Origin of the sequence: Motilimonas eburnea, assembly GCF_021295345.1 — a bacterium.
GTDB classification, from domain to species: domain Bacteria; phylum Pseudomonadota; class Gammaproteobacteria; order Enterobacterales; family CBDFNC01; genus Motilimonas; species Motilimonas eburnea.
The window spans coordinates 58,870-84,180 of sequence record NZ_JAIMJB010000010.1; the positions used below are offsets into that span (position 1 = coordinate 58,870).

Genomic DNA, 25,311 nt, shown 5'->3' on the forward strand with positions numbered 1-25,311 from the left:
ATTACTGTGCTTAACACCAATAAATCATCCAAAACTCAATCATTATTCAGTCTTTTTTTAAACTTTTTCCGCCGCCTGCTTCATCAAAGTGATATTTAACTCGAATTTTGCCAATTCCTTCACCACGGAGCCGATATTACCCGCACCTTGAGTTAACACTAAGTCGCCATCTTGTAGCACATCAGCGAGTACACCGGGTAATTCTGCAACAGTTGCCACATGGATAGGTTCTTTATCGCTGCGTTGGCGAATCGTTCGGCATAATGCTCGGCTATCCGCCCCCGGTATGGGTTGCTCACCCGCGGCATACACATCCAGCAAAATCAATTGATCCACTTGTGACAACACAGTCGCAAAGTCTTCATATAAGTCACGGGTACGGGTAAAGCGGTGCGGTTGATAGGCCATCACTAAACGGCGTTCCGGCCAACCAGCTTTTGCCGCTTTAATCGTAGCCAAGACTTCACTTGGATGATGGCCATAGTCATCTACTAACATGGCTTTACCGCGCCCGGTCTCAAATTCACCGTAATGCTCAAAGCGTCGACCGATACCGGCAAACTTCTCTAATGCGCTAATTATGGCTTCATCTTCTATGTTATCTTCAGTGGCGACAGCAATCGCTGCGGCTGCGTTTAACGCATTGTGGCGACCCGGCAAATTCAAGCCAATCGACAGCGGTGCCTTATCTTTGCGATGTACGATGAACTGGCAAGCGCTCGCGGTTTGCACAAAATCCGAAATACGCACATCGGCATGCTCTGAAAAGCCATAAGTCACATATTGACGACCCACTCGCGGTAATAACGACTCAACGACTTCATCATCGATACACAATACGGCCACACCGTAAAACGGCAGATTATGCAAAAACTCGATGAAGGTATTTTTTAATACTTCAAAGTCACCTTGGTAAGTATCCATGTGGTCCGCTTCGATGTTCGTCACCACCGACACCATAGGTTGCAAATGTAAAAACGACGCATCACTTTCATCGGCTTCAGCAATCAAATAACGACTAGCACCAAGTTTTGCATTCGTTCCGGCACTGTTTAATAAGCCACCGATAACAAAGGTAGGATCGCGCTCGGCTTCCCCATAGATACTGGCAATCAAACTCGTGGTCGTGGTTTTACCATGGGTGCCCGCAATAGCGACACCATGACGATAACGCATCAGTTCAGCCAGCATTTCAGCACGTCTTACAATCGGAATACGCAGCTCGGCAGCAGCCATAATTTCAGGGTTTTCTTTATTGATTGCGGTCGATACCACCACCACAGAAGCGCCAGTGATATTTTCTGCATCATGACCTATAGTGATGGTTGCCCCTAAGTTGCGTAACCTTTGTACAACTTGGTTCTCGCCAATATCTGAGCCAGTAATATGATAACCTTCGTGGAGCAAGACCTCAGCAATACCGCCCATACCCGCACCACCTATGCCCACAAAATGGATTTGTTTAACACGGCGCATTTCTGGGATCATGGCTCTTAATTTATCTAGCTCAACTTTGCTCATTTACAACTCTCTGTTAATTCATTACATATCGCAGCAACCCTCGCGGTGGCATCGGTAATGCCTAATTCACGCGCTTTGGTCGCCATGGCGACCACTGTCTCAGGTTGCTGCATAAATTGGTTTAATTGCTCGGCTAAGGTAGCCGGCGATAACTCTGGTTGCGGCATAAGGATGCCTGCTTGCAGCTCGACTAAACTCAATGCATTTTTAGTTTGATGATCATCAACCGCATGAGGTAAAGGGACAAATATCGCAGCAACGCCCGCAACAGCCAGTTCAGAAACGGTTAACGCCCCCGCTCGACACACCACTACATCGGCCCATTGGTAGGCCTCGGCCATATCATCAATAAAATCAGTGGCAGTGACTTGAGATAAATCCACACCTTGTTGCTGATAAGCTTGATTAACCGCCGTGCTGTTACCCTTACCCGTTTGATGGCGAACAAATACACTATTGGCACTTAACTGCGCGACGGCTTGAGGTACGGTGTCGTTTAATACCTTGGCGCCTAAACTGCCCCCGACCACTAACACCTTTAAAGGGCCTTTAGGAGCAACGATTGGCTGGCAGGCCAAAGCAACGACTTCGGTGCGTACGGGATTGCCCACCAGCTCAGCTCCGCTAAAGGTATCAGGAAAAGCCATTAATACGCGAGTAGCAAACTTGGCTAAAATGCGATTGGTCATGCCCGCTGCCGCATTTTGCTCATGCAGCACTAAGGGAATGCCTTGTAACCAACAGGCTATGCCGCCCGGCCCACTGGCAAATCCCCCCATCCCCAAAACCACATCTGGGCGATGCTGTTGTAGGATCCTACGCGCTTGTAAAATCGACTTAACAATACGAAATGGCGCCAGTAATAGGCGTTTTAAGCCATTACCTCTTACCCCGGCAATGTCTATAAAATCAATCATGAAGCCATGTTTCGGCACTAATTGGGCTTCCATCCGGTCTGCTGTGCCCAGCCAGCGAATTTGCCAGCCTTGGTCAGCCAACGCCTTGGCTACGGCAATTCCCGGGAACACGTGGCCACCTGTGCCGCCCGCCATGATCAATAACGTTTTTGCTTGTTTCACCGCCAACTTATCGTTCATGTTTCACCTCCCGAGCTTGGCAGGTATCACGACGAAACTCATAATCAATACGCACTAATATTCCTACAGCTAACGCCATCATTAACAAACTCGACCCACCATAACTAACCAAGGGTAAAGTAAGCCCTTTTGTGGGTAATATACCCGCTGCCGCGCCTATGTTGACCGCGGTTTGAAAACTAAACCAGATCCCTATCGCCATCGCTAGGTACCCACTGTAGAGCTGATCATGCTGCAGCGTTTTTTTACCAATCCATAGCGCCTTCATCGCTAACCACAGCAGTAAACCGAGCACGACCATCACACCAAAAAAGCCGGTTTCTTCCGCTAAAATGGCAAACACAAAGTCAGTGTGTGCTTCAGGTAAATACTCTAACTTTTGTACCGAATTGCCTAACCCTTGACCAAACCATCCACCACGGCCAAACGCCATCAATGATTGGGTTAATTGATAACCGCTGCCAAAGGGGTCTTGCCACGGGTCTAAGAATGACGTGACACGGCGCATCCGATAAGGCTCAACCACAATCAGCAAGATCACGGCGGATACCCCTGTGATCAAAATGGCAATAAACTGGCCTATCTTGGCACCAGCCAAAAATAATAACCCAACCGTGGTGACCATCATTACCACCACTGAACCTAAATCCGGTTGCGCCAGCAGTAAGGTAGCTAACACGAATAACACGATCAAGGGTTTGAAAAAGCCCTTTAAGGTTTCTTGAACTTCTTGTTGGCGCCTCACTAAGTAGCTGGCGAGGTAAGCAAACAAAGCAAACTTAGCAAACTCAGCAGGTTGAATGTTAATAGGGCCAACCCCTATCCAGCGCACCGCCCCATTAACACTGCGCCCAACAATCAGCACGGCAATTAACAAGACGATGGCTAACAATAAAAAACGACCACTATTTTCTTGCCAAAAACTTATCGGCAACATCAGCACAATTGCGCCCATCACCAAAGCGGCAATAACAAACACCCCATGACGCTTAACAAACATCATGGGATCATTTTGTAATGCAATCCCTTCGGGAATCGACGCCGATGCCACCATAATTAAACCGATCACCACTAGACTAAGAGCCAATACCACTAATTGACGGTCGTAAAAGCTATGTGTGGCGGCTGGAAATAACCAGCCTTTTAATCGGCTTAAGGACATGGCAATGCCTCGACTAACTGGCGAAAGTGTTCCCCGCGAGCCATATAGTTAGGGTACATATCTAAGCTGGCACAGGCCGGAGAGAGAAGCACCCAGTCGCCTTGCTCTGAGCGTTTTGCACAATAATTTACGGCCGCATCTAAATCATCAACAATCACGCATTTTTCATGCAAACGCGCAATCTCGGCTTTATCTTGACCAAAACACACGACGCTGGCAATGCGCTCAGCAAAAGCGGGAGCCAGCGGGCTAAAGTCACCGCCTTTACCATCGCCACCCGCAATCAGGTGTAATTGCCCTGTGATGACAGGCGCTAAACCATCAATGGCTGCAAGGGTTGCGCCAACATTGGTCGCTTTAGAATCATTGATCCAGCGAACCCCGTTGACTTGTTTAATAAACTCACAACGATGAGCCAATCCTTTATAGTTTTTAGCCGCTTTGATGGCTGCTTGACGTTCAATCCCTGCGCAGTCTGCAATGGCTAAAGCCGCTAATACATTGGCCAGATTATGCAGTCCAGATAACTGCATTTCATCGCTCGTGAGTAATCCTTGCTCGCCTTTAGTTAATGCGAAACCCGTCGAGCTGGGTTGTAAACCATAGTCATCTTCGTCATCAGTGCCAAAAGAAACTATCTGCGCCGACGTGGTTTCGGGGAACGTCAAGGGGTCATCGCGGTTGACTAATACATAAGCGGCGTTTTGGTAGATGCTCATCTTAGCTTGACGGTAAGCCTCAAACGAATCATAGCGATCCATATGATCTTCCGAGACATTAAGTACCGTGGCCACGCGAGGTTTTAGGCTATGGGTGGTTTCCAGTTGAAAGCTCGATAGCTCAAGTACGTATAAATCACAATCTTGCTTAAGTAAGGATAAAGCAGGCACGCCAATATTACCGCCCACCCCAACCTTTATTCCGGCTTGTTGCGCCATCTCACCGACTAAGCTGGTCACCGTGCTTTTACCGTTGGAGCCAGTAATCGCAATAACAGGCTTGTTCACCGCCCGTGCAAATAGCTCAATGTCACCGATAATCTCAACCCCATTGGCCGCCGCTTCAACCAGGGCGGGTGACGCCAATGCAATACCTGGGCTGGCAATGATTAAATCAGCTTGATTCAGCAAAGCTTGATCGATTTCGCCCGCATAGAGCGGCACATGGTCAGGTAGCTGATCTTTCCCTGGCGGCTCAGCACGCGTATCCACCACCTTAGGGATCACATCAAATTGTAAGCAATAGTCAACACAAGACAGGCCTGTGATGCCCAGTCCTAAAATGACGATGTTTTGCTGCTTATGTAGTGACATCACTTTGCTTACCCCAAATTAACGTAACTTAAGCGTCACTAGACCCACTAGTACCAGCACTAAAGTAATGATCCAAAAGCGCACTATCACCCGAGGCTCGGGCCAACCTTTTAGCTCATAGTGGTGATGGATAGGTGCCATGCGAAAAATGCGTTGACGACGTAACTTATAAGAGCCCACCTGCAAAATAACGGATAAGGTTTCCATCACAAACACGCCGCCCATGATCACCAGTAGAATTTCTTGGCGCACCAATACCGCAATCGTACCCAATAGGGCCCCCAAAGAAAGTGAGCCCACATCGCCCATAAAAACTTGTGCCGGATACGTGTTAAACCATAAGAAACCAAGCCCTGCGCCGACTATCGCCATACACACAACCAAAACTTCACTGGCCTGCGGGATATAGGGAATAAATAAATATGACGAGAAGTTAACGTTACCTGTTAAGTAGGCAATGATACCAAAGGCGGCCGCCACCATCACAGTAGGCATAATAGCGAGACCATCAAGGCCATCGGTTAAGTTCACCGCATTACTGCTGCCCACGATGACAAAGTAGGTCCAAATGATGAAAAATAGCCCAAGTTGAGGCATCACATCCTTGAAAAAAGGCACGACAAGCTGAGTTTGCCCTTCGCTGTTGGCGGTAAAATACAAAAATGCAGCGACTGAAATAGCCGCAGCCGAAAGCCAAAAATATTTCCAGCGCGCAATTAATCCATCGGTATTTTTGTGCACCACCTTGCGGTAATCATCAACAAAGCCAATGGCCGCAAAACTAAATAACACAAACAATAGCACCCAGATGTAACTATTATCTAAGCGCGCCCACAGTAAGGTAGAAATAGCAATGGCCGCCACTATCAGTACGCCTCCCATGGTTGGCGTACCCCGTTTACTAAAGTGCGACTCCGGCCCATCATGGCGTACCACTTGGCCAATTTGCAGCAGTTGCAAACGGCGAATTAACTTGGGGCCCATCCACAAGGCAACCACTAATGCGGTTAAAATACTCATTACCGCACGAAACGTCAGGTATGACACTACGTTGAAAAAAGAAAAATGAGCCGTTAATAGCTCAGCCAGCCAAACTAACATGCTTGCGCCTTTTGATTTTGATTAATAAATGCAACAACTTCTTCCATATGGGCACTGCGTGAGCCTTTCACTAAAATGCTAATGGGTTGTGTTTCGTCTAATAATTGTTCTGCTAACCAAGCATATAAGGCCGCCTTGTCAGCAAAATAGTGGCCGACACTCGCGGCGCCTTCTGCGGTATGCAAGCTCAACACGCCAACAGCAGCCACCGCATCGACCTGCTTAGCTAACGCATATTCACCTAAGGCTTGATGATATTGACGGGCTTGATCGCCCAGCTCGCCCATGTCACCGACCACAAACATGCGTTTGCCCGGGTAAAGCGCCAGTAAATCTATCGCAGCTTGCGCCGAAGCTAGGTTAGCATTGTAGGTATCGTCGATGACGGTTAAGTTTGGGCGCACTTGATGCACATTCAACCGCCCTTTGGCCGCTTGCATGTGGCCAACCCCTGCGGCGATGGTGGCCAAACTCACCCCGATTTCTAAACATAAACTGGCCGCCGCTAAGGCATTTGAAACATTATGTAGGCCGGGAACAGGTAAGCTGATGGCTTGCTGACCTTGAGCTGCATGTAAGATAAATGAGGCTAAGCCTTGTTCGTTCAACTCAATGTCGGTGGCAAACACATGGGCATCTTGATTTTGACTCGAAAACCATTTCAGAGGTTTATCTTTTACTCTTTGTTGCCAATAACTTAAGAAGTCACTGTCGCCATTCACGATGGCAACCCCGTGCTCTTTTAAACCAGAGAAAATTTCACTTTTAGCTTGGGCCACCCCTTGAATAGAGCCAAAACCTTCAATGTGCGCAGGCATCACATTATTTATCAACGCCACATCGGGGCGGGTTAACGAACTGGTATAGGCAATTTCGCCCTTGTGATTAGCACCCAATTCAATGACCGCAAATTGATGCTCATGAGTCAGGCGTAATAAGGTGAGTGGTACACCAATTTCGTTATTAAAATTCCCCGCCGTGGCGAGCACCTTACCTTCAAGTCCCAAAATAGCTGCCACCATTTCTTTGGTGGTGGTTTTGCCGTTACTGCCTGTGATGGCGACCGTCTTAGGATTGACCTTGGCCTTCACAAACGCGCCCAATGCCCCTAAGGCATGCTGGCTATCGGCCACCACAATTTGAGCGATATCCACATCCAACGCACGTTCAACGATCACCGCAGCAGCGCCAAGCTGCGCAGCTTGGTTAACAAATTCATGACCATCAAATGAAGCGCCAACGAGGGCAATAAATAAATCTCCCGCCGCGATTTGTCGCGTGTCCGTGGTGACACTGGTTATGTCTGCATCAGCACCAATAAACTGGCCCTCTACCGCTGCAGCTATCTCTTTGAGAGTTAAACGGATCATGCGTTACCTATTAACCAATTACTAACAAAAATTCAGAAGATAATAACTCAATTAACATTGCGCCTTACCCCTGCAATAAAGACTCGACCGTGTCTCGGTCGCTATAATAAAACGTTTCCTGACCAATAATTTGGTATGTTTCATGGCCTTTGCCTGCCACTAAAATCACATCGGACGGCGCTGCATTCATTAATGCAAACGCTATCGCACTGGCCCTATCGTGAATGACATTGACCAGCTCTGGACGCGTGAACCCGGCCATAATATCGGCGACAATCTCAGTCGCGGGCTCTGTTCGCGGATTATCATCGACCACGATCACCTGATCGGCATATTGCTCTGCGGCTTGAGCCATCAATGGCCGCTTACCTTTATCACGATCCCCCCCGCAGCCGAACAGCACCCATAATTTTGCATCACAATGTAATGCTAACCCTTGTAAAGCTTGTGCTAGTGCATCGGGGGTGTGAGCATAATCAATGACCACGGTAGGTTTATCGTCAGCAATAAAGCGTGCCATGCGCCCATCAACGGGAGAGAGTTTCGAGGCGGTTTGCAGCAAACCAGCTAACTCAACGCCTTGACAAAGGAGGGCCGCCAACACACAAGCGAGATTAAAGACGTTAAACTGAGCATACAAGGGAGCTTGTATTTGCCCCTCGCCCCAACTGGACACAAAATCAAACTGCAAGCCATGGGCTAAATACTGGACCGAGGTGACCTGTAAAAACGGGCCTTGATGATTGGCAGGTCGATTAAAACCAACACTGATGGCATCCGGCATGTCAGCCAGCCAAACTAGGCCAAGTTCATCATCGCAGTTAATAATTTTGTGCTCTAAAGACGCGAAGTCAAACAACTGTCTTTTGGCTGCCCCATAGGCGGCCATGGTGCCATGATAATCTAAATGGTCTCGGGTCAAGTTGGTAAAAATAGCGGTATTAAAAGGCAAAGCGGCAACGCGGTGTTGGTCTAAACCGTGAGAAGACACCTCCATTGCGACCCATTGCGCACCTTGTTGCTGTAACTCAGCCAGCTGGTGCTGAATTTCAATCGGGCTACCTGTGGTATTTAAGCCCGCAACCAACTGGCCGTATAAGCCGTTGCCTATGGTACCTAGTACACCAGCGCGTTGCCCCAACAAGGTCAACCAGTTCGCCATCAAACAGCAAATCGTACTTTTGCCATTGGTTCCAGTCACCCCAACTAAGGTCATTCGCTCACCGGGCTGTTGATAAAAGCGCCCAGCCAAGGCTGAAACCTGATGCGACAACCGATAGAGAGAAATAATGGCTTGCCCTTGCGGTCCGAAATCATATTGCCCATCTTGCTCTGGGCTCTCGGTTTCAACCAACGCAGCCACCGCACCATTAGCTAAGGCTTGAGGCACATAGGCCGCCGCGTCTTGCTGCGAACCTTTAATCGCAACAAACAGCTCGCCGGCTTGTACCTTACGGCTATCCAGACACAAGCCAGTAAAACTAATATCACTCACTTCAGGAGCGAGATGATCAAGTAGATCAGATAATTTCATCATTATGGCTCCTGTATTAATGCTTCGCTGATGGGACGCTGACGACTTAAACGCACCGCCTTATCATCAGGGGCGACATTGAGTAATTGCAACGCGCCCCCCATGACCTCGGCAAACACAGGCGCAGCAACATCACCGCCGTAGTAACGGTCGCCCTTGGGCTCATTAACGATAACCGCAATCGCTAGCCTTGGATTAGAAACAGGTGCCACTCCCGCAAACACAGCCACATAATCATCACCATACCCCCCTGCAACGGCTTTTCGAGAAGTACCGGTTTTACCTGCGACACGGTATCCCTCAACTTGCGCTTGGGTCCCCGTCCCCCCTTTTTGCGTCACGCTCTCAAGCATACTAACAAGACGCAATGCCGTTTCTTTGGGCATGACTTGTTCACCTTGCGGCGCTTGATCCCGCTTCACCATAGATAAGGGGTAGCTGACGCCACCGCTGCCAAGAATGGCGTAGGCTTGTGCTAGCTGTAAGGTATTGGCCGTGATGGCGTAACCAAATGACATGGTGGCTAATTCAAAATCAGACCAACGACGACGCGATGGCAACAAGCCTGATGTCTCACCGATAAGACCGATACCAGTATCCGAGCCTAATCCGACATCGGCAAAAGTTTGCTGTAAACGTGGCGCCGTCAGCTCCAGCGCTAATTTACTAACCCCGATATTGCTCGATTTTTGTAAGATGGTGGTTAAGTCCATTTCACCATAATTACGATGGTCTGCCACTCGGCGCCCGCCAATTCGCATCCAACCGGGTGAGGTATCTATCACCGCATCGGGTTCAACCACATTATTGATGAGTGCACTCGCCACAACAAAGGGCTTCACGGTCGAGCCCGGCTCAAAGGTATCGGTGATGGCGCGGTTACGAACCCTAAAACTTTGATATTGGCCGCGGTTATTCGGGTTAAATGAAGGCGAATTAACCATGGCCAGTACTTCGCCGTTGGTCACGTCAATCACCACGGCCGAGCCGGAAGTCGCACGGTTTAGCTTGACGTATTTTTTCAATGCGCGATAAGCAATAGACTGAATGCGTTGATCGATACTGAGTGTAATATCTTTCGCTTGCTGCGCTTCTTTTACGACCGAGATATCTTCAATCACACGCCCATGTCGATCTTTACGCACTTTACGTTGCCCTGGAATGCCCGTAAGCCAGTCATCGTAAGCCTTTTCAATGCCTTCTTGGCCCTTGTCATCGATGTTGGTAAAGCCAATAATTTGTGAGCTTATTTCGCCTGCGGGGTAGAAGCGACGAGATTCAGGCTTAAGGTAGACGCCAGGCAGTGCCAGCTGGTTAACGTATTGCGCCATTGCTGGGCTGACTTGACGTTTTAAATAGATAAAGCGCTTCTTGGGGTTTTCGACCTTAGCGAGCAGTTTCTCTGTTTCTACTGACAATACATCAGATAACGCCTGCCATGCTTTGCTGTTACTTAAGCTGCCTTTTTCGTGAATCACCTTAGGGTCGGCCCATACCGCCTGGACTGGCACACTGATGGCGAGCGGCTCTCCATTGCGATCGCTTATAATGCCCCGTTGCACCTGAGTTGACGTGGTGCGCAAGCTACGCAAGTCGCCTTCTTTTTGCAGTCGATCAGGTTCAATAATTTGAATGTAGGCGGCTCGAGCAAGCAACGAAGCAAAGACCAACACGATCACCACCGACACCGTCATAAAGCGCCAGTTAATGAAATTTGGTTTTGCTTTCGGATTACGCTTGATCATGGTAATTCAACCACCTGTTCAGACTCACCTTTCGCCCGCTGCATGTTTAATTGTTCATTGGCTATACGCCGGATCCGGCTATGCTCAACCAAGGCATTTTGTTCCAGTAATAAGTTACGCCACTCAATGTCTAGGTTGTCTTTTTCTGCTCGAAGCATCTCTCGCTTTGCCGTCATCAGGCGTGTTTCATGGGTCGCTAATATAACGGCAAAGGCGCTAGCTGCAACAGCTAACGCCAATAACAAGGTAAACTTGTATTTAAGCAAGTCTTTAACAACAATTTGTAACAAACTGGGTTTAAAAATCATGCTAACCTTTTGGCAACCCTTAACACAGAGCTCCTTGCTCGCGGGTTTTGTTCTATTTCTTCCTTGCTCGGTTTCATGGCCTTACCCACGGATTTTAATGTTCGCCCTTGATTTAATTGTTCTTCGGTTAAAGGCAAACCTGCGGGCACTTCAGGCCCCTTTTCTTGGTTGCGAATGAAACGCTTAACCATGCGATCTTCTAAAGAATGGAAGCTAATCACAGATAGCTGGCCTTCAGGCTTAAGCACATCGAGTGACCCCATTAAGGCTTTATCTATTTCTTCCAGCTCACTGTTGATATAAATACGAATGGCCTGAAATGTGCGAGTAGCAGGGTGCTTATTCTTTTCTTTACTCGGATTGACTCGAGCGATCATCTCGGCCAAGGGTTTGGTGCGGGTGTATGGCTCACGCTCCACTCTGTCCATCACGATCGCACGGGCAATTTTACGGGCATGGCGCTCCTCGCCAAAGGTTTTTAATACCCAAGCAATATCGTCAACATCCGCTTTAGCAAGCCAGTCGGCCGCGCTGATGCCAGAAGTGGGGTCCATGCGCATATCCAGTGGGCCATCTCGCAAAAAGCTAAAACCACGTTCGGCATCATCAAGCTGAGGTGAAGACACCCCAAGATCCATCAAAACACCATCCACCTTGCCGGTTAAGCCAAGCTCTTCTATATACTGAGCCAAACCAGAAAAAGGGCCATGGACGATTTGAAAACGAGGATCTTGCTGGGCAAGGGCACGACCAACGGCAATGGCTTGCGGGTCACGGTCAATGGCGATAAGGCGACCGTTGGCGCCAAGCTGCGATAAGATATGGCGGGAATGACCGCCGCGACCAAAGGTACAGTCAACATAGATACCGTCAGGTTGAATATTCAACCCTGCCACGGCTTCATCAAGTAGTACGGTGGTATGGACAAATTCAGTTGTCATTAAAGAGAAAATTCCTGTAATCCTTCAGAAAGCGTTTCGCTATTGAGACGCTGAGCCACCACATCTTGCTCAACTTGCTCTAGCCATTTCGCTTCATCCCAAAGTTCAAATTTATTGAGTTGGCCAACCAACATCATTTTTTTTTCAAGCCCAGCGTATTGTCGCAGGGGGGCGGTTAACAAAATACGCCCCGCTTTATCCAATTCACAGTCTGTGGCGTACCCTAACAACAATCGCTGTAAGCGTCGTTCTTGCGGCTGAATACTGGACAGTTTGCTCAGCTTTTTTTCTATTTCTAACCACTCGTGTAATGGGTAAAGCAATAAGCTGGGGTGACAAATATCCACGGTACACACCAATTGCCCCTGGCACTCATCGAATAGCCAGTCGCGGTATTTCGTTGGTATGGCGAAACGCCCTTTACTATCAAGGTTGATCCCTTGAGCACCGCGTAACACGTGATAACGTCCTTAACTTAGCCCCAAATTCCCACAAATCTACACTTTTTCCCACAAAACCTAATTTTAAGGCGCTTTTCAACCAATGCAAGTGAGGATCATGATTCCATGTCGCATTATTTTGTTTAATTTCTCATCACAATCTGGAAGCCTATGATTTAGATGTAATTAACGGATGGGGATTATGATTAATTTTTGCAGCTTTGCGCTTTTGTGAAGAATAATTCATCTTCAACAATGACTTACGCACCTCAAAACGTGTGAACAGCTGATTTTGATGACAAAAAAAACCAGGTAGACAGCGTCTACCTGGTTAGATTTGGTGAGTTGGCCGATAAGCCGGGTTCTGTCGTGAACCGTCATTCGTCTAGGCCAGCAATCGCTCACTGGCTCAAGCAACCTACCCGCTTCCGATATGGGCCATACCGTAAGGAAGCCTATTTGGTCTTGCTCCGGGTGGAGTTTACCCTGCTACACACTGTTACCAGCGGTACGGTGCGCTCTTACCGCACCCTTTCACCCTTACCGGCGCTATGCGCTTAGGCGGTCTTCTCTCTGCTGCACTTGTCGTAGGCTCGCGCCCCCCAGCCGTTAGCTGGCACCCTGCCCTGTGGAGCCCGGACTTTCCTCCCCCTATTCACCTAAATGAACAAGCGACGACGGTCTGGCCAACTCAGGGCGCGGATTATAGCTAGGCCCATATGAAATAGCAATGCGCCAAGCGGGTTATGACAAGTTTTCTATTCCCCATTTGTACAAGGCATTTTTCTTAACCTGATGGATCTCTGCTGTTAATGCCGCTGCTTTTTTGAGGGGTAACTCTTTGATCAGTAGGGCTAATGTTTGCAATACTGGCTGGGTTAACGCATTTGGATCGGGTTTAAAACCGGCAATCAGAAGCACAAACTCGCCACGTAACCGATTGTCATCCTCTTGCAACCAAGGCAATATTTCCCCTGCTGGGCCGCCATGTATGGTTTCAAAGGTTTTCGTTATTTCCCGAGCCAGTACGATTTTTCGCTCGGGCCCCATCACCGCAATGATCTTTTCTACCGTATCCAGCACGCGACGAGGCGACTCATAAAAAACCAGAGTACGAGTGTCTTCGGCTAAGGCGGTCAACACGTCGGTTTTTGCCTTATCTTTGGCGGGTAAAAAACCCTCAAATGAAAATCGATCTGAAGGCAGCCCAGAGGCACTTAAGGCTGTAATAGCAGCACAAGGCCCTGGCAATGGCACAACATTGATGCCCGCTGCACGACAATCATTCACTAAATGATAACCCGGATCGCTGATAAGTGGTGTTCCAGCATCTGAGACGAGCGCAATGGATTGTCCTTGTTGCATCTTTGCAATTAGCGCAGCGGACTTTTGTTGCTCATTATGATCATGCAGTGCAAAGCAAGGTTTACTGATTTGATAATGATTAAGTAATTTGGCGGTATGACGGGTATCTTCAGCGGCGATAAGATCCACTTGGCTCAATACCTCAAGGGCACGTTCTGTGATGTCTTTGATGTTGCCAATCGGGGTAGGCACAATAAATAAGGCGGCAGTTTCTAGCATTGTGTTGTTTATCCTCTCTTGGCGACAAAGCCGAGTGATTGTTTTTTATAGCTATTTACATTTTTTGTCGCAGACAGCCAAGTTTTCGACAATAAAAGATAATCCAGAATTAATTCCCGCTGTTCGCGCCACAGTCATTGTTAAAAAAACATCAGGCGATTAAACTATGCACACATTTACAGTGGAAAATGAACTAATGGTTTTGAACTCTTTATTTAAGTCTTTTAGTGTAACACGCAGCAGCCTTTGTTTGGCGACCCTTCTCACATTAAGTGCCTGTACAACCACCGAGCAGTCAAAGAGTGCGAGTGAATTGACGCCGCCAGCCGTAATGGCCCCGTTAACGGCCACATCAGACTATTATTTAGAGCAAGCCACCAAAACCCAAGGCGCGAACAACATTAATTGGCAGCTACTCGCTGCGCGTTCGTTTTTAGCGGGCGGCCATACCCAACAAGCCCTTGCTGTATTACAACAGTTAGACAAGGTGCCGCTATCGCCTCAACAACACACTGAAAAAAGCCTGATCCAAGCGCAAAGCTTCACCATTGAAGGTAACTCTACCCGTGCCCTCGAATATTTAAAACAGGTTGATAGCCAGTATTTAAGCAGCCAAGCTTGGCCAAGTTATTTAAACACGAAGAGCCGTGCCGAGCTTAACCTTGGCCAAAATACACCGGCTATGTTGACTCTAATCCAGTTGGGAAGCTACCTCAGCTCAGCGGAAGCGCTCCAAGCTAACAATGACGAAATTTGGCGCTTACTGACTAACCATAGTCAAGACGAGCTACAACAACTTAGCCAAACCACAGTAGATGCAAGCACCCAAGCTTGGTTAGACCTCGCACTGATTTATAAGCAATTCAGCATTCAACCGGATGTCTTAAAACAACAAGTTGCGTTTTGGCAAAGTGAGTTTGTTGCCCACCCTGCAGCCACTTTTGCCCCCACGGCTTTGTTACAAGGCTTCAATGCGCAACCCATCGCAACGGATAATATTGCTGTTTTTCTACCCTTAACCGGTAAATATCAGGTTCAAGGCCAAGCTATCCGCGACGGTATGCTGAAAGCCTATACCGATAGCAACGCTATTTCTGTGGTCAATTTTTATGATACCAATGCCAACGACGTAGAAACCTTGTACCAAAATGCAATAAACCAAGGTAGTAACTTTATTGTTGGCCCCTTACTAAAAAGTAATGTTGCTCGCCTCGTGGCTATCAACTCCCAACTGCCCATGCTGGCGCTAAATCGTTTTGAAGGCATGCCGCAAAACGCTCAGCAATTTTTCTTCTCTTTGTCACCTGAAGGTGAAGCGGAGCAAACCGCACAAAAGATGTTTGACGATGGCAGAACCTATCCTGTCGTGGTCGCCGCAAAAGGCAGCTTTGGCTCACGTATGGCCACCGCGTTTAGTGATAAGTGGCAAGAATTAACAGGCTATGAGCCTGAAATCCATTATTTTACCAATCGTAATCAGCTACAAACCTTTGTACCCAGCTTAATGCATGGTGAATTAAGCCGCAATCGTGCTAATCGTATTCGTCAACAAGTTGCATTTGATGCCAAAACACAAACCCGCCACCGCCAAGATATCGATGGGTTTTATGTTGTGGCACAACCCGTTGAGCTGCGTATGTTTAAGCCATTTCTTGATGTCACGGTCGACCCAAGACTACCTCCCATCCAAATCTACTCAGGGGCTCGAAGCCACCCAGCCAACATGAACCATTCTGAGAAGCAAGACTTAACTGGCGTATTATACAGCGACTTGCCGGTGATCCTTGAGCCAGAAAACCCTGTGCTGACCGAAGCGCAAATGCTATGGCCAGATCGTGATTTAGACGACCTACGCTTCTATGCATTAGGCATTGACGCATGGCATTTGGTTCCTGAGCTGGCAGCGCTGCGCGCGGATCCTGACTACCAAGTGCAAGGGCTCTCTGGTGCATTGAAGTTAAATGGTGATGCGAACATAGACAATTACCTGGCTTGGGCTACTTATGAAAATGGCGAGCGGGTATTGGTTTCTGCACAAACCATCAACCGCGGACAAGGTGACCATCAATACGGCACTGCCAAGTCGGTTGAAGATACAAGCCTGAATACCTTGCTTGATGAACAGAGCCGGATCAGTTTTGATGAAGAGATTTTGCTTGAACCTGATACACAAGTTGAAGACGAAAACCAAGCAACTGTCGACAACGAGGCCGAATATTAAACGCCAGATTGGCAATCAATATGAAGATCAAGCCAGCCAGTTTTTAACTGCGGCTGGCTTGAAGCTAATCACCCAAAACTACCAATGTCGTTTTGGCGAAATTGACCTTATTATGCAAGACGGAGACACCTTAGTCTTTGTTGAAGTTCGCTATCGTAGTAATAAAGACTTTGGTGGGCCCCTAGCATCAGTCACAACCAGTAAGCAAAACCGTATCTTAAAAACAGCAAAACATTACCTCAGCCAAAAACCCTTTGAAGTCTATTGCCGTTTCGATATCATCGCTTTCGAATCAGCAGGCGAGCCTATTTGGCTTAAAAACGCATTCCAGGAGTAAGCGACAGTGCGCGATAAAATAAAAGAAAACTTTACCGAAAGCATTCAAACAAAAATTGCCGCAGCAGAAGCATTACCGGAATACATAGAAAAAGCCGCCTTGATGATGGTCCACAGCCTACTCAACGGTAATAAAATCATTGTTTGCGGCAATGGGGGTAATGCGGCCCTCGCGCAAATTTTTGCCTCTCACTTACTCAATAAATTTGAGACCGAGCGCCCGAGTCTGCCCGCTATCTCCATCACCCCAGATTCGACCCTGATATCAGCCATTGCCACCGACACCCATTTCGATGAAATTTATGCAAAGCAAGTTAGAGCATTGGCCCAAGCCGGCGATATTCTGTTAGCCATTTCTCATGGTGGCAACAGCAAAAATGTCATTAAAGCCGTTGAAGCCGCTGTTAGCCGTGACATGAAAATAGTCACACTGACCGGTGGTGACGGCGGGGAAATGGCAGGCTTATTAAGCGAGACCGATGTAGAAATTCGCACGCCCTCGCCTAAAGGCTGTCGCATTGAAGAAATGCACCTTTTTGTACTGAACTGTATCAGTGATCTAATCGATCAAACCCTGTTTTCCACCGAGAGTTGAGTATTAATATGAAGACGTTGTTAATTATAAGTTTCGCTGCCAGCCTGACACTGATGCAAGGCTGCGCGGGTGTCATTGTTGCTGGCGCAGCTGGCACCGCCTCTGTCGCGGGTGATAGCCGTAGCCTTTCCGTACAGATGAGTGATCAGAACATCGAGTCAAAGGCTTATGGAGCAATCAAAGAGGAGCTTACCCTATACCAAGCATCAAGGATCTCGGTGATTGCAAATAATGGCAATGTGCTGTTGATTGGCCAAACCCCGACCAGCGCCAACAAGAGTCAAGTTGAAAAGATGGTCAAGAACATTGATGGGGTAAGGCGTGTTTTCAATGAGATCAGGCTAAAGAAACCTATCAGTTTATCTAAACAAAGTTCAGATTCTTGGATCACGACAAAGGTAAAATCATTGTTGTTAGATACACCTGAAATCGCATCACTGAGAATAAAGGTGGTTACCGAAGATACGGAAGTGTTTTTAATTGGTCTCGTCACCGAGAAAGAGTCAGACAAAGCCGTTGACGTCGCCCGTCACGTAAAGGGGGTTACGCAAGTGATTAAAGTATTTGAATATATCCCCGAATAATAAAGCTAGCGCTAGGAACAAAATTGCCATTGGCTTGGCATAACACCGGACACAAAAAAACCGCTAACTTAGCGGTTTTTTTATTTACTTTACAACACGCAAGCCAGGCTTGGGTTTTTCCTCAGCGGCTGGCTCAGAAGGCTCAGGCGCTTGTTCCTGAGCGAGCATCTCATCATAAACCGGCTCAGCAGGAAACATGGTTCCAGCGCCATTTTCACGCGCATAGATAGCTTCAATGGCATAAACAGGTATGTATACCTGAAAGGGCGAGCCAGAAAAACGAGCGTTAAAACTCACCGCTTCATTGTCCATATTAAATGCCGTAACAGCACTTGGCGCGATATTTAATACTATCTTGCCATCTTTAACAAACTGCTGAGGCACTGCCACATGAGGCAATATGGCATCAACCACGAGATGAGGTGTGTACTCGTTATCTAAAATCCAGTCATAAAATGCCCTTAGTAGATAAGGGCGATTCGGGGTCATTTCACTCATCACTAGATTAGCACACGAATGTCACGTTCTGTTTCGGTAAGCGCCGCTTGGAAAGACTCACGATCAAAAATGCGGATCATATAACCTTTCATGCCTTTCATTGCAGGGCCGTTAAGCTCAATGCCCAACTCAGGTAAACGCCATAATAACGGAGCCATATAGCAATCCACCAAGGTGAACTCTTCGCTCATAAAGTAGTCCATTTCATCAAATACAGGGGCAATGGTAGTTAAGGACTCTTTCAACTTCGCACGCGCTGCTTGAGCTTGATCAGCCGTTCCTGTCATGATGGTGTCAGCTAAGCTGTACCAATCATTCTTGATGCGGTGCATCATCAGACGACTAGTGCCACGTGCTACAGGGTAAACGGGCATTAATGGAGGATGTGGGAAGCGCTCATCTAGGTATTCCATGATGATTTGCGATTCATATAACACAAGTTCACGATCGATTAGAGTAGGAACCGTGTGGTATGGATTGAGCTCAATCAACTCAGCGGGTAAATTGTCGGGATCCACCTGAGTGATTTCGACACTGACGCCTTTTTCAGCCAACACAATACGAACCTGATGGCTGTATAAATCCGATGAACCAGAAAATAGGGTCATCACAGAGCGTTTATTAGCAGCAACTGCCATTTAATCCTCCAACTCTCACAAACATAAAAAGGCAATGAGGCTAAACCCCATTGCCATTAGTAACAATTTTTATTGCGGCTCGATTAATGATGAACGTCGCGCCAGAATTCTTTCTTCAGTAAGTAGGCAATTATGAAGAAGATAAAGATGAATCCTAATACGAATACACCTAGACGTTCACGCTCAACACGCATCGGCTCACCAGCATAGACAAGGAAGTTTACCATATCTAATACGGCTTGGTTATATTCATCTGTACTAAGCTCACCGCTACCATCGGCTTCAATAGAAACTAAGGTCTTGTGTTCTACCCCATCAACCATTTCAGTTTCAAAAACCGCATTGGGAATACCTTGCAGTTCTTCGAGAACATGAGGCATCCCCACGTCCGGGAACACGCTGTTGTTCACGCCAAATGGGCGACTTGGATCAGCATAAAACGAACGTAAGTAAGTGTACAACCAATCAGCACCACGTAAGCGGGCAACTAAGGTTAGATCCGGTGGCGCTGCACCAAACCATTTAGCCGCTTCTTTCTTGTCCATGGCGTTGTGCATTAGGTCACCAATCTTTTGGTCGGTGAACACAAGATTATCCATCATGATGTCATTTGGAATATCTAGATCATTAGCAACACGCTCATAACGTTGATAACCCGTAGCATGACAACCAAAACAGTAGTTCATGAACAACTTGGCACCATTTTGCAGTGATGCTTTATCGGTTAAATCGTAATCTGCTTTGTCCAAAGGGATGCTTGGACCCGCTGCGAGCACTAGGCTTGGCAGCAGCGCAAATAAAGTAATAAGTAACTTTTTCATTATTTGGTGATCCTCTCTGGCACTGGCTTACATTTCTCATTTTTACTGTAGATAAACAGCAAGACAAAGAAGGCAAAATAACCAAATGAACATATTTGAGAGATAATGGTGTACAGCGGTGTCGCTGGTAGTGCACCCAAAATACCCAAGATAATGAAACAAATTGTAAATTGAACAATGTTTAGTTTGTGCAACGTACTACGGTAACGAATCGAGCGAACCTTACCACGGTCAATCCAAGGTAGGAAGATTAAGATAGCTACCGAGCTACCAAACACAATAACACCAAGTAATTTGTCTGGGATAGCACGTAAAATCGCGTAAAACGGCGTGTAATACCAAACAGGTGCAATGTGCTCAGGTGTTTTCAAACCATTTGCCGGTTCAAAGTTAGGTGGCTCAAGGAAGTAACCACCGCCTTCTGGCCAGTAGAAAATCACTGCCGCAAAGAAGAACAGGAATACAGCCACACCCACTACATCTTTCACTACAAAGTAAGGGAAGAAGGGAGCCGCATCAACGATGTCTTTTTTGCCTGAGAACTGTTTGTGATATTTAAATGGGCTCAGTTCGCTTTCTGGAACAGTGCCTTTTTTCTTCTTGATCTCAATACCTTCAGGGTTATTAGAACCCACTTCATGCAGTGCAACTATGTGTAAGAACACAAGTACAACTAGCACAAGCGGTAAAGCAACAACGTGTAATGCGAAGAAACGCGTTAAGGTTGCGCCAGAGATAACGAAGTCACCACGGATCCATTGTGTTAGGTCATCACCAATAATAGGGATAGCACCAAACAATGAAATAATTACCTGTGCACCCCAGAATGACATTTGTCCCCAAGGAAGTAGGTATCCCATGAAGGCTTCAGCCATCAGGACGAAGAAGATCAACATGCCGAATACCCAGATCAGCTCACGCGGCTTTTGGTAAGAACCATAAATAAGGCCACGGAACATGTGCAGGTAAACAACGATGAAGAAGAAAGAGGCACCCGTAGAATGCATATAGCGGAGCAGCCAGCCATATTCCACATCACGCATAATGTATTCGATAGAAGCAAACGCGCCTTCCGCAGAAGGGTTGTAGTTCATGGTTAGCCAAATACCTGTTAGGATTTGGTTAACCAGTACTAACATGGCCAATGAGCCAAAGAAGTACCAAAAGTTAAAGTTGATTGGCGTTGGATATTGGGCTAAATGTTTATTCCAAGTGTCAGACATAGGAATGCGCGCATCAACCCAATCTATGACACCTGTCACTAGTCCTTTAATCATTATGCATCTCCCTCTGATACACCTACTAGTACAGTATTCTCATCTTTAAAGTGATAAGGAGGTATAGCTAAGTTCAACGGTGCCGGTACGTTTTGGAATACACGTCCTGCCATGTCAAATTTAGAGCCGTGACACGGACAGAAGAAACCACTTTTCACGCCTTCAACAAGTTCACCAAAGCTATCTGGCAAATACGTCGGCGAACAGCCTAAGTGGGTACAAATACCAACAGCAACAAATATATCAGGCCTGATTGAACGCTCTGGGTTGGCAGCATAATCAGGCTGTTGAGGCTCCTGCGAATTAGGATCTCGTAATTTGTCATCATGGGCTGCAAGATCTTTTAATGCAGCTTCGGTACGGGATACGACCCATACCGGTTTACCTTGCCATTCAATACGAATTAATTGACCAGGTTCAATTTTACTTACATCCACTTCCACCGGTGCACCAGCGGCTTTAGCCTTAGCACTCGGGTTCCATGATTTGATAAATGGCACGGCGACACCCACAGCCCCTACTGCTCCGACAACGGCTGTTGTCGCAGTAAGAAACATACGTCGGCCAGTATTCACAGGCGCATTGCTCATCCAAAAACTCTCCCTACGGACTCCGCGATTATTATTATTTCCCTTGCGGTAAATCAATTCTAGCTTTTATGCAGATTTCTGCGTTACGGGGTCGGTATATTTGTCACAGAAAAATCGTGTGAATTCTAAAGAAATAGGCGCAATTTGACAAGCTGATAATGTCTTTAACATTTTTTCAGCATCTAATTCTGAGAGTTGACAACAAGGGAAGCCCAACTCAGTCAAAAAATACGTCCTAACTACATACGCTGCGTATTGCAAATTGATCGATGCAAAGAGCAAAAAAAAACCCGACAAAAGTCGGGTTTTGTATTCTCGAAAAACGAAGTATTAACGTTTTGAGAATTGTGGACGTTTACGCGCTTTGTGTAGACCCACTTTCTTACGCTCAACTTTACGTGCATCACGCGTTACGAAGCCTGCTGCACGTAGCTCACCACGTAGAGACTCGTCGTACTCCATTAGAGCACGTGTGATACCGTGACGGATAGCACCAGCTTGACCTGTAGTACCACCACCTTTAACCGTTACTTTGATGTCGAACTTGTCAGTCAGTTCAGTCAACTCTAGTGGCTGACGAACAACCATGCGAGAAGTTTCACGACCGAAAAACTCTTCTAGAGTACGGTTGTTGATTGTTAGGTTACCGCTACCCGCTTTTAGGAAAACGCGAGCAGTAGAGCTTTTGCGACGACCAGTGCCGTAGTATTGATTTGCCATTTGCCTGAATTCCGTATTAGATGTCTAAAACTTGTGGTTGTTGAGCTGCATGTTGATGCTCAGAACCCGCGTAAACTTTCAATTTACGGAACATTGCGCGGCCTAGAGGACCTTTTGGCAACATACCTTTAACAGCTGATTGAATCACACGCTCTGGCGCTTTTTCGATTAGCTTTTCGAAAGAGATAGATTTCAAACCACCTGGGTAACCAGTGTGAGAGTGATAAATCTTACCAGCAGCTTTATTACCTGTTACAGCAATTTTCTCACAGTTAACAACGATGATGTAATCACCAGTGTCAACGTGTGGAGTGTATTCTGCCTTATGCTTACCGCGTAGGCGAGAAGCGATTTCAGTAGCTAAACGACCTAAAGTTTTACCTTCAGCATCTACCACATACCAGTCGCGTTGTACGCTTTCTGGTTTTGCAACAAAAGTTTTCATTAAACTCTTACCCAAAATTAAAAAATGTTACGAAATGACTACTTAACACTTAAAGTAGCGATTAAATACCACCTTCGTACCCCTTCGAATACGAACACTTGGTGCCAACAAATCCACCAAAGTTGGTGATTGTAACTGGGGGTCGCAGGATTATACGGAAAACCATTTTAGAAATCACCTTTTTTTGTCGCTATTTTTGGTGCAATAGGTTAAGCCAAGTGCTCTCTTGCTAGGTACTCTTTACTCTGCATCTCTTGCAATCGAGATAAACAGCGCTGAAATTCAAAACTTAACCGACCACCGCGATAAAGTTGTTCCATTTCCACCTCAGCTGAAATAATCAGCGCGACGTGACGCTCATAAAACTCATCCACCATGGCAATAAAGCGCCTCGCCGCATCATCCTTGTCTCCACCCATAACGCAGACATTCGCAAGCAGCACCGTGTGATAGATTTTCGCTATTTCGATATAGTCGTTTTGACTGCGCGCACTTTCACACAGGGCAGAAAAGTCGATAAACAGTACGCTGTCAGCTTCGGCTAATACCGGGATCTGGCGATTTAATATGTCTATCGATAGATCATACTGGCGTGGTTCACTGGAGAGCTGTAAAAAGTAGCGCTGAAGGTTTTCATTGGCCTTATCATCAAGAGGCGCATGGTAAATTTCCGCCTGCTCTAAGGTACGCATGCGATAGTCGATACCACTATCAACATTGACGATTTGGCAATGCTGATTAATTAACTTGATTGCCGGTAAAAAGCGCTCGCGTTGTAACCCATTACGATACAACTCATCAGGAATGATGTTGGATGTGGCGACCAACACCACACCCCGCTCAAATAAAGCTTCAAATAAGGTGCCGAGCAACATGGCATCTGTGATGTCAGAAACAAAAAACTCATCAAAGCAAATAACGCGGGCTTCCTTGGCGAGCTTATCCGCAATGATCAGCAAGGGATCGCTCTGTTGTTTCAATAAACCAAGCTCTTGATGTACCCGGTGCATAAAGCGATGAAAGTGTACACGCATCTTTTCATTAAAGGGTAAACAATCAAAGAAGGTGTCTACCAAGTAGGTTTTGCCACGCCCTACCCCACCCCAAAAATACAAACCTCGGATCGGCTCGATCGGCTCAGGCTTTTGAAATGTAAGCTTGATTCGATTAATCCAGCTGGTCTGAGCTGGCCTAGGTTGAGGCTTTAGCAAGTCGTGATACAGCCTATCAAGGGCGAAAACAGCCTGCTCTTGAGCCGCATCGTAGAAAAAATCTTCGCGCTTTAAATCATTTTGGTACTTGAGTAATGGCGTCACAGGCTTTATTAATATCCTTGAATGGTTAAGCTGAATCGGTTTTCGCAAAGCTTTACCAATCTTTCACAAAATTGCAACAGCGATGAGCTGCTATCGATAACCAAACATATATAATCAAGTTCAATAACAGTAACATTTGGTTTTATCATTTGAATGTATTTTACGTTATGGCAGGGCAAAGCGTCGCTCATTGACCAAGATGCCCCATTATTACCTTTAACCCTCTATAAAGAGCCGGAGTGAGCATGACAGAAGTCACCATTATCAGTGTTTTCTTATTCGCCTTAGTCATTGGATTTATGATAGGTCGTCGTTTTCCGAGTAACAAACAAGCCGCCAAATTCGAGCAGCAGGTCACCGAACAACAGCAACAATTGAATGATTACCAAAGTAAGCTGACAGCGTGCCAAAACGATCTAAAACAACAAGCCGCCGATCAAAGCAAGTATCAGCAACAAGTCTCAACCCATTTTGCTAAAACTGCCGATCTGATGGACAGTATCGCGCAGCAATATCAAACCCTGTACCAGCACATGTCTACCGATGCGGCGCAATTACTGCCTGCCGAAGAAGCGTCGCGCAGCATCTCCATCTTTAAGCGTAATAAGCATGAGTCAGACATCGCCCAATTGAGTGAGACCCAAACGCAAGCCTCTGAGCGAGCGCCGCTATCCACAACGACAGCGGCTCAAGAACAAGCAGAAACAGTCGCGCAAGCTGAGCCTGACTCCACAGCAGCGACACAACTAAGCCAACAAGAAGACAGCAAACCAAAAGACAGCGAACAAGACTCGCAAGCACGAGAATCAACCGAGCCAAAGAAACAAGAAACGATTGTAGCGTCACAAGATCAACCAAAGAACGTAGAAAAGAAAGACTAAAAATAGGGCCTGTTTATCTTTGGAGGTTAATTTTTGTTCGAGATAAAAGCGTTTTGGGCAAGGCGAGCAGTGTGTAGCTTAGCACTCTAAGTGAATACTGCTCAACGACGAACAAAACGCTTTTAGCCGAATCCGTAGGACAGCGTTTGTTGGTCATTTCTACTGCGTTAGCGCCTTTTTGCATAGTTGACTATGCTACAAAGTCTCTGCCTTGTATAAATACCCAACAAATCGCTGCAAAAACAAGCTCAAAAGGTCAACAGGCCCTAGCCT

At 46.8% G+C, this 25,311-nt stretch carries 25 protein-coding genes and 1 other RNA gene; 5 read left to right on the forward strand and 21 right to left on the reverse strand.

Annotated features, from left to right (window positions below; translation table 11 throughout):
• Nucleotides 1-57 precede the first annotated feature (57 nt).
• The 13 genes from murC to rsmI form a co-directional block, all read right to left on the reverse strand.
• Complete coding sequence (murC, locus tag K6Y21_RS11405; protein ID WP_233071976.1) at nt 58-1,521, reverse strand: UDP-N-acetylmuramate--L-alanine ligase; 1,464 nt, start codon at nt 1,519-1,521, stop codon at nt 58-60.
• Nucleotides 1,518-2,618 (reverse strand): undecaprenyldiphospho-muramoylpentapeptide beta-N-acetylglucosaminyltransferase, encoded by a 1,101-nt coding sequence (murG, locus tag K6Y21_RS11410; RefSeq protein ID WP_233071977.1) that lies wholly within the window; start codon nt 2,616-2,618, stop codon nt 1,518-1,520. The genes murC and murG overlap by 4 nt, the downstream gene beginning before the upstream one ends.
• A complete protein-coding gene (ftsW, locus tag K6Y21_RS11415) occupies nt 2,608-3,780 on the reverse strand; it encodes a cell division protein FtsW (RefSeq protein WP_233071978.1) in 1,173 nt (390 codons plus the stop codon). Before ftsW ends, murG begins: the two co-directional genes overlap by 11 nt.
• On the reverse strand, nt 3,771-5,093 hold the full coding sequence (gene murD / locus K6Y21_RS11420) for a UDP-N-acetylmuramoyl-L-alanine--D-glutamate ligase (protein ID WP_233071979.1): 1,323 nt from the start codon (nt 5,091-5,093) through the stop codon (nt 3,771-3,773). Before murD ends, ftsW begins: the two co-directional genes overlap by 10 nt.
• A gap of 18 nt (nt 5,094-5,111) precedes the next feature.
• Nucleotides 5,112-6,194, reverse strand: coding sequence for a phospho-N-acetylmuramoyl-pentapeptide-transferase (gene mraY / locus K6Y21_RS11425; RefSeq protein WP_233071980.1), 1,083 nt, complete (start codon nt 6,192-6,194; stop codon nt 5,112-5,114).
• Entirely contained in the window at nt 6,188-7,564 is a 1,377-nt protein-coding gene (locus K6Y21_RS11430) for a UDP-N-acetylmuramoyl-tripeptide--D-alanyl-D-alanine ligase (RefSeq protein ID WP_233071981.1), read from the reverse strand. The genes mraY and K6Y21_RS11430 overlap by 7 nt, the downstream gene beginning before the upstream one ends.
• A gap of 64 nt (nt 7,565-7,628) precedes the next feature.
• Nucleotides 7,629-9,101 (reverse strand): UDP-N-acetylmuramoyl-L-alanyl-D-glutamate--2,6-diaminopimelate ligase, encoded by a 1,473-nt coding sequence (gene murE, locus K6Y21_RS11435; protein WP_233071982.1) that lies wholly within the window; start codon nt 9,099-9,101, stop codon nt 7,629-7,631.
• Complete coding sequence (locus K6Y21_RS11440) at nt 9,101-10,843, reverse strand: penicillin-binding transpeptidase domain-containing protein (RefSeq protein WP_432757991.1); 1,743 nt, start codon at nt 10,841-10,843, stop codon at nt 9,101-9,103. The genes murE and K6Y21_RS11440 overlap by 1 nt, the downstream gene beginning before the upstream one ends.
• A complete protein-coding gene (gene ftsL, locus K6Y21_RS11445; protein ID WP_233071983.1) occupies nt 10,840-11,151 on the reverse strand; it encodes a cell division protein FtsL in 312 nt (103 codons plus the stop codon). The genes K6Y21_RS11440 and ftsL overlap by 4 nt, the downstream gene beginning before the upstream one ends.
• Nucleotides 11,148-12,092: a 16S rRNA (cytosine(1402)-N(4))-methyltransferase RsmH gene (gene rsmH / locus K6Y21_RS11450; protein WP_233071984.1), complete on the reverse strand. Its 945-nt coding sequence runs from the start codon at nt 12,090-12,092 to the stop codon at nt 11,148-11,150. The genes ftsL and rsmH overlap by 4 nt, the downstream gene beginning before the upstream one ends.
• Nucleotides 12,092-12,550, reverse strand: a complete 459-nt coding sequence (gene mraZ / locus K6Y21_RS11455; RefSeq protein WP_233071985.1) for a division/cell wall cluster transcriptional repressor MraZ — start codon at nt 12,548-12,550, stop codon at nt 12,092-12,094. Before mraZ ends, rsmH begins: the two co-directional genes overlap by 1 nt.
• 319 nt (nt 12,551-12,869) lie before the next feature.
• Nucleotides 12,870-13,226: RNase P RNA component class A (gene rnpB, locus K6Y21_RS11460), an RNA gene on the reverse strand.
• A gap of 50 nt (nt 13,227-13,276) precedes the next feature.
• The gene (gene rsmI / locus K6Y21_RS11465) at nt 13,277-14,116 is read right to left on the reverse strand and encodes a 16S rRNA (cytidine(1402)-2'-O)-methyltransferase (protein ID WP_233071986.1); all 840 of its coding nucleotides are present in this window, start codon (nt 14,114-14,116) and stop codon (nt 13,277-13,279) included.
• A gap of 250 nt (nt 14,117-14,366) precedes the next feature.
• On the opposite strand from rsmI, the gene K6Y21_RS11470 reads away from it, so the two are divergent.
• From K6Y21_RS11470 to dolP, 4 genes are read left to right on the forward strand one after another with little or no spacing between them, the layout of a single operon-like run.
• Entirely contained in the window at nt 14,367-16,337 is a 1,971-nt protein-coding gene (locus K6Y21_RS11470) for a penicillin-binding protein activator (RefSeq protein ID WP_233071987.1), read from the forward strand.
• Nucleotides 16,291-16,674 carry a YraN family protein gene (locus K6Y21_RS11475; protein WP_233071988.1) on the forward strand — a complete coding sequence of 128 codons (384 nt, stop codon included), beginning with the start codon at nt 16,291-16,293 and terminating at the stop codon, nt 16,672-16,674. The genes K6Y21_RS11470 and K6Y21_RS11475 overlap by 47 nt, the downstream gene beginning before the upstream one ends.
• Before the next feature lie 6 nt (nt 16,675-16,680).
• Nucleotides 16,681-17,268, forward strand: a complete 588-nt coding sequence (locus K6Y21_RS11480; protein ID WP_233071989.1) for an SIS domain-containing protein — start codon at nt 16,681-16,683, stop codon at nt 17,266-17,268.
• 8 nt (nt 17,269-17,276) lie between these two features.
• A complete protein-coding gene (dolP, locus tag K6Y21_RS11485) occupies nt 17,277-17,852 on the forward strand; it encodes a division/outer membrane stress-associated lipid-binding lipoprotein (protein WP_233071990.1) in 576 nt (191 codons plus the stop codon).
• An 84-nt stretch (nt 17,853-17,936) separates the two neighbouring features.
• Here dolP and K6Y21_RS11490 read toward each other — a convergent pair whose 3' ends face one another.
• From K6Y21_RS11490 to zapE, 8 genes are all read right to left on the reverse strand, one after another.
• Nucleotides 17,937-18,341, reverse strand: coding sequence for a ClpXP protease specificity-enhancing factor (locus tag K6Y21_RS11490; RefSeq protein ID WP_233071991.1), 405 nt, complete (start codon nt 18,339-18,341; stop codon nt 17,937-17,939).
• 11 nt (nt 18,342-18,352) lie between these two features.
• Nucleotides 18,353-18,988, reverse strand: coding sequence for a stringent starvation protein SspA (sspA, locus tag K6Y21_RS11495; protein ID WP_233071992.1), 636 nt, complete (start codon nt 18,986-18,988; stop codon nt 18,353-18,355).
• Between the two features lie 83 nt (nt 18,989-19,071).
• Nucleotides 19,072-19,809 (reverse strand): cytochrome c1, encoded by a 738-nt coding sequence (locus K6Y21_RS11500; RefSeq protein ID WP_233071993.1) that lies wholly within the window; start codon nt 19,807-19,809, stop codon nt 19,072-19,074.
• Entirely contained in the window at nt 19,809-21,086 is a 1,278-nt protein-coding gene (locus K6Y21_RS11505; protein ID WP_233071994.1) for a cytochrome b, read from the reverse strand. Before K6Y21_RS11505 ends, K6Y21_RS11500 begins: the two co-directional genes overlap by 1 nt.
• A complete protein-coding gene (gene petA / locus K6Y21_RS11510) occupies nt 21,086-21,676 on the reverse strand; it encodes a ubiquinol-cytochrome c reductase iron-sulfur subunit (protein WP_233071995.1) in 591 nt (196 codons plus the stop codon). The genes K6Y21_RS11505 and petA overlap by 1 nt, the downstream gene beginning before the upstream one ends.
• A gap of 330 nt (nt 21,677-22,006) precedes the next feature.
• Nucleotides 22,007-22,396, reverse strand: a complete 390-nt coding sequence (rpsI, locus tag K6Y21_RS11515) for a 30S ribosomal protein S9 (protein WP_233071996.1) — start codon at nt 22,394-22,396, stop codon at nt 22,007-22,009.
• 16 nt (nt 22,397-22,412) lie between these two features.
• The gene (gene rplM, locus K6Y21_RS11520; protein WP_233071997.1) at nt 22,413-22,841 is read right to left on the reverse strand and encodes a 50S ribosomal protein L13; all 429 of its coding nucleotides are present in this window, start codon (nt 22,839-22,841) and stop codon (nt 22,413-22,415) included.
• Nucleotides 22,842-23,050: 209 nt separating this feature from the next.
• A complete protein-coding gene (zapE, locus tag K6Y21_RS11525) occupies nt 23,051-24,157 on the reverse strand; it encodes a cell division protein ZapE (protein WP_233071998.1) in 1,107 nt (368 codons plus the stop codon).
• Between the two features lie 245 nt (nt 24,158-24,402).
• Between zapE and K6Y21_RS11530 the strand changes: the two genes are divergently transcribed.
• Nucleotides 24,403-25,038, forward strand: coding sequence for a Z-ring associated ZapG family protein (locus K6Y21_RS11530; RefSeq protein ID WP_233072084.1), 636 nt, complete (start codon nt 24,403-24,405; stop codon nt 25,036-25,038).
• Nucleotides 25,039-25,311: the final 273 nt, after the last annotated feature.

Bases quoted from the DNA above. Each gene is read 5' to 3' on its own strand.
- K6Y21_RS11530 (WP_233072084.1), top strand. From the start codon at position 24,403: ATGACAGAAGTCACCATTATCAGTGTTTTCTTATTCGCCTTAGTCATT.
- rplM (WP_233071997.1), bottom strand. From the start codon at position 22,841: ATGAAAACTTTTGTTGCAAAACCAGAAAGCGTACAACGCGACTGGTAT.
- rsmI (WP_233071986.1), bottom strand. From the start codon at position 14,116: ATGCTAGAAACTGCCGCCTTATTTATTGTGCCTACCCCGATTGGCAAC.
- ftsL (WP_233071983.1), bottom strand. From the start codon at position 11,151: ATGATTTTTAAACCCAGTTTGTTACAAATTGTTGTTAAAGACTTGCTT.
- mraY (WP_233071980.1), bottom strand. From the start codon at position 6,194: ATGTTAGTTTGGCTGGCTGAGCTATTAACGGCTCATTTTTCTTTTTTC.
- dolP (WP_233071990.1), top strand. From the start codon at position 17,277: ATGAAGACGTTGTTAATTATAAGTTTCGCTGCCAGCCTGACACTGATG.
- K6Y21_RS11440 (WP_432757991.1), bottom strand. From the start codon at position 10,843: ATGATCAAGCGTAATCCGAAAGCAAAACCAAATTTCATTAACTGGCGC.
- rsmH (WP_233071984.1), bottom strand. From the start codon at position 12,092: ATGACAACTGAATTTGTCCATACCACCGTACTACTTGATGAAGCCGTG.
- rpsI (WP_233071996.1), bottom strand. From the start codon at position 22,396: ATGGCAAATCAATACTACGGCACTGGTCGTCGCAAAAGCTCTACTGCT.
- murD (WP_233071979.1), bottom strand. From the start codon at position 5,093: ATGTCACTACATAAGCAGCAAAACATCGTCATTTTAGGACTGGGCATC.
- K6Y21_RS11500 (WP_233071993.1), bottom strand. From the start codon at position 19,809: ATGAAAAAGTTACTTATTACTTTATTTGCGCTGCTGCCAAGCCTAGTG.
- K6Y21_RS11430 (WP_233071981.1), bottom strand. From the start codon at position 7,564: ATGATCCGTTTAACTCTCAAAGAGATAGCTGCAGCGGTAGAGGGCCAG.
- K6Y21_RS11490 (WP_233071991.1), bottom strand. From the start codon at position 18,341: ATGACCCCGAATCGCCCTTATCTACTAAGGGCATTTTATGACTGGATT.
- murE (WP_233071982.1), bottom strand. From the start codon at position 9,101: ATGATGAAATTATCTGATCTACTTGATCATCTCGCTCCTGAAGTGAGT.
- murC (WP_233071976.1), bottom strand. From the start codon at position 1,521: ATGAGCAAAGTTGAGCTAGATAAATTAAGAGCCATGATCCCAGAAATG.
- murG (WP_233071977.1), bottom strand. From the start codon at position 2,618: ATGAACGATAAGTTGGCGGTGAAACAAGCAAAAACGTTATTGATCATG.
- K6Y21_RS11505 (WP_233071994.1), bottom strand. From the start codon at position 21,086: ATGATTAAAGGACTAGTGACAGGTGTCATAGATTGGGTTGATGCGCGC.
- petA (WP_233071995.1), bottom strand. From the start codon at position 21,676: ATGAGCAATGCGCCTGTGAATACTGGCCGACGTATGTTTCTTACTGCG.
- sspA (WP_233071992.1), bottom strand. From the start codon at position 18,988: ATGGCAGTTGCTGCTAATAAACGCTCTGTGATGACCCTATTTTCTGGT.
- ftsW (WP_233071978.1), bottom strand. From the start codon at position 3,780: ATGTCCTTAAGCCGATTAAAAGGCTGGTTATTTCCAGCCGCCACACAT.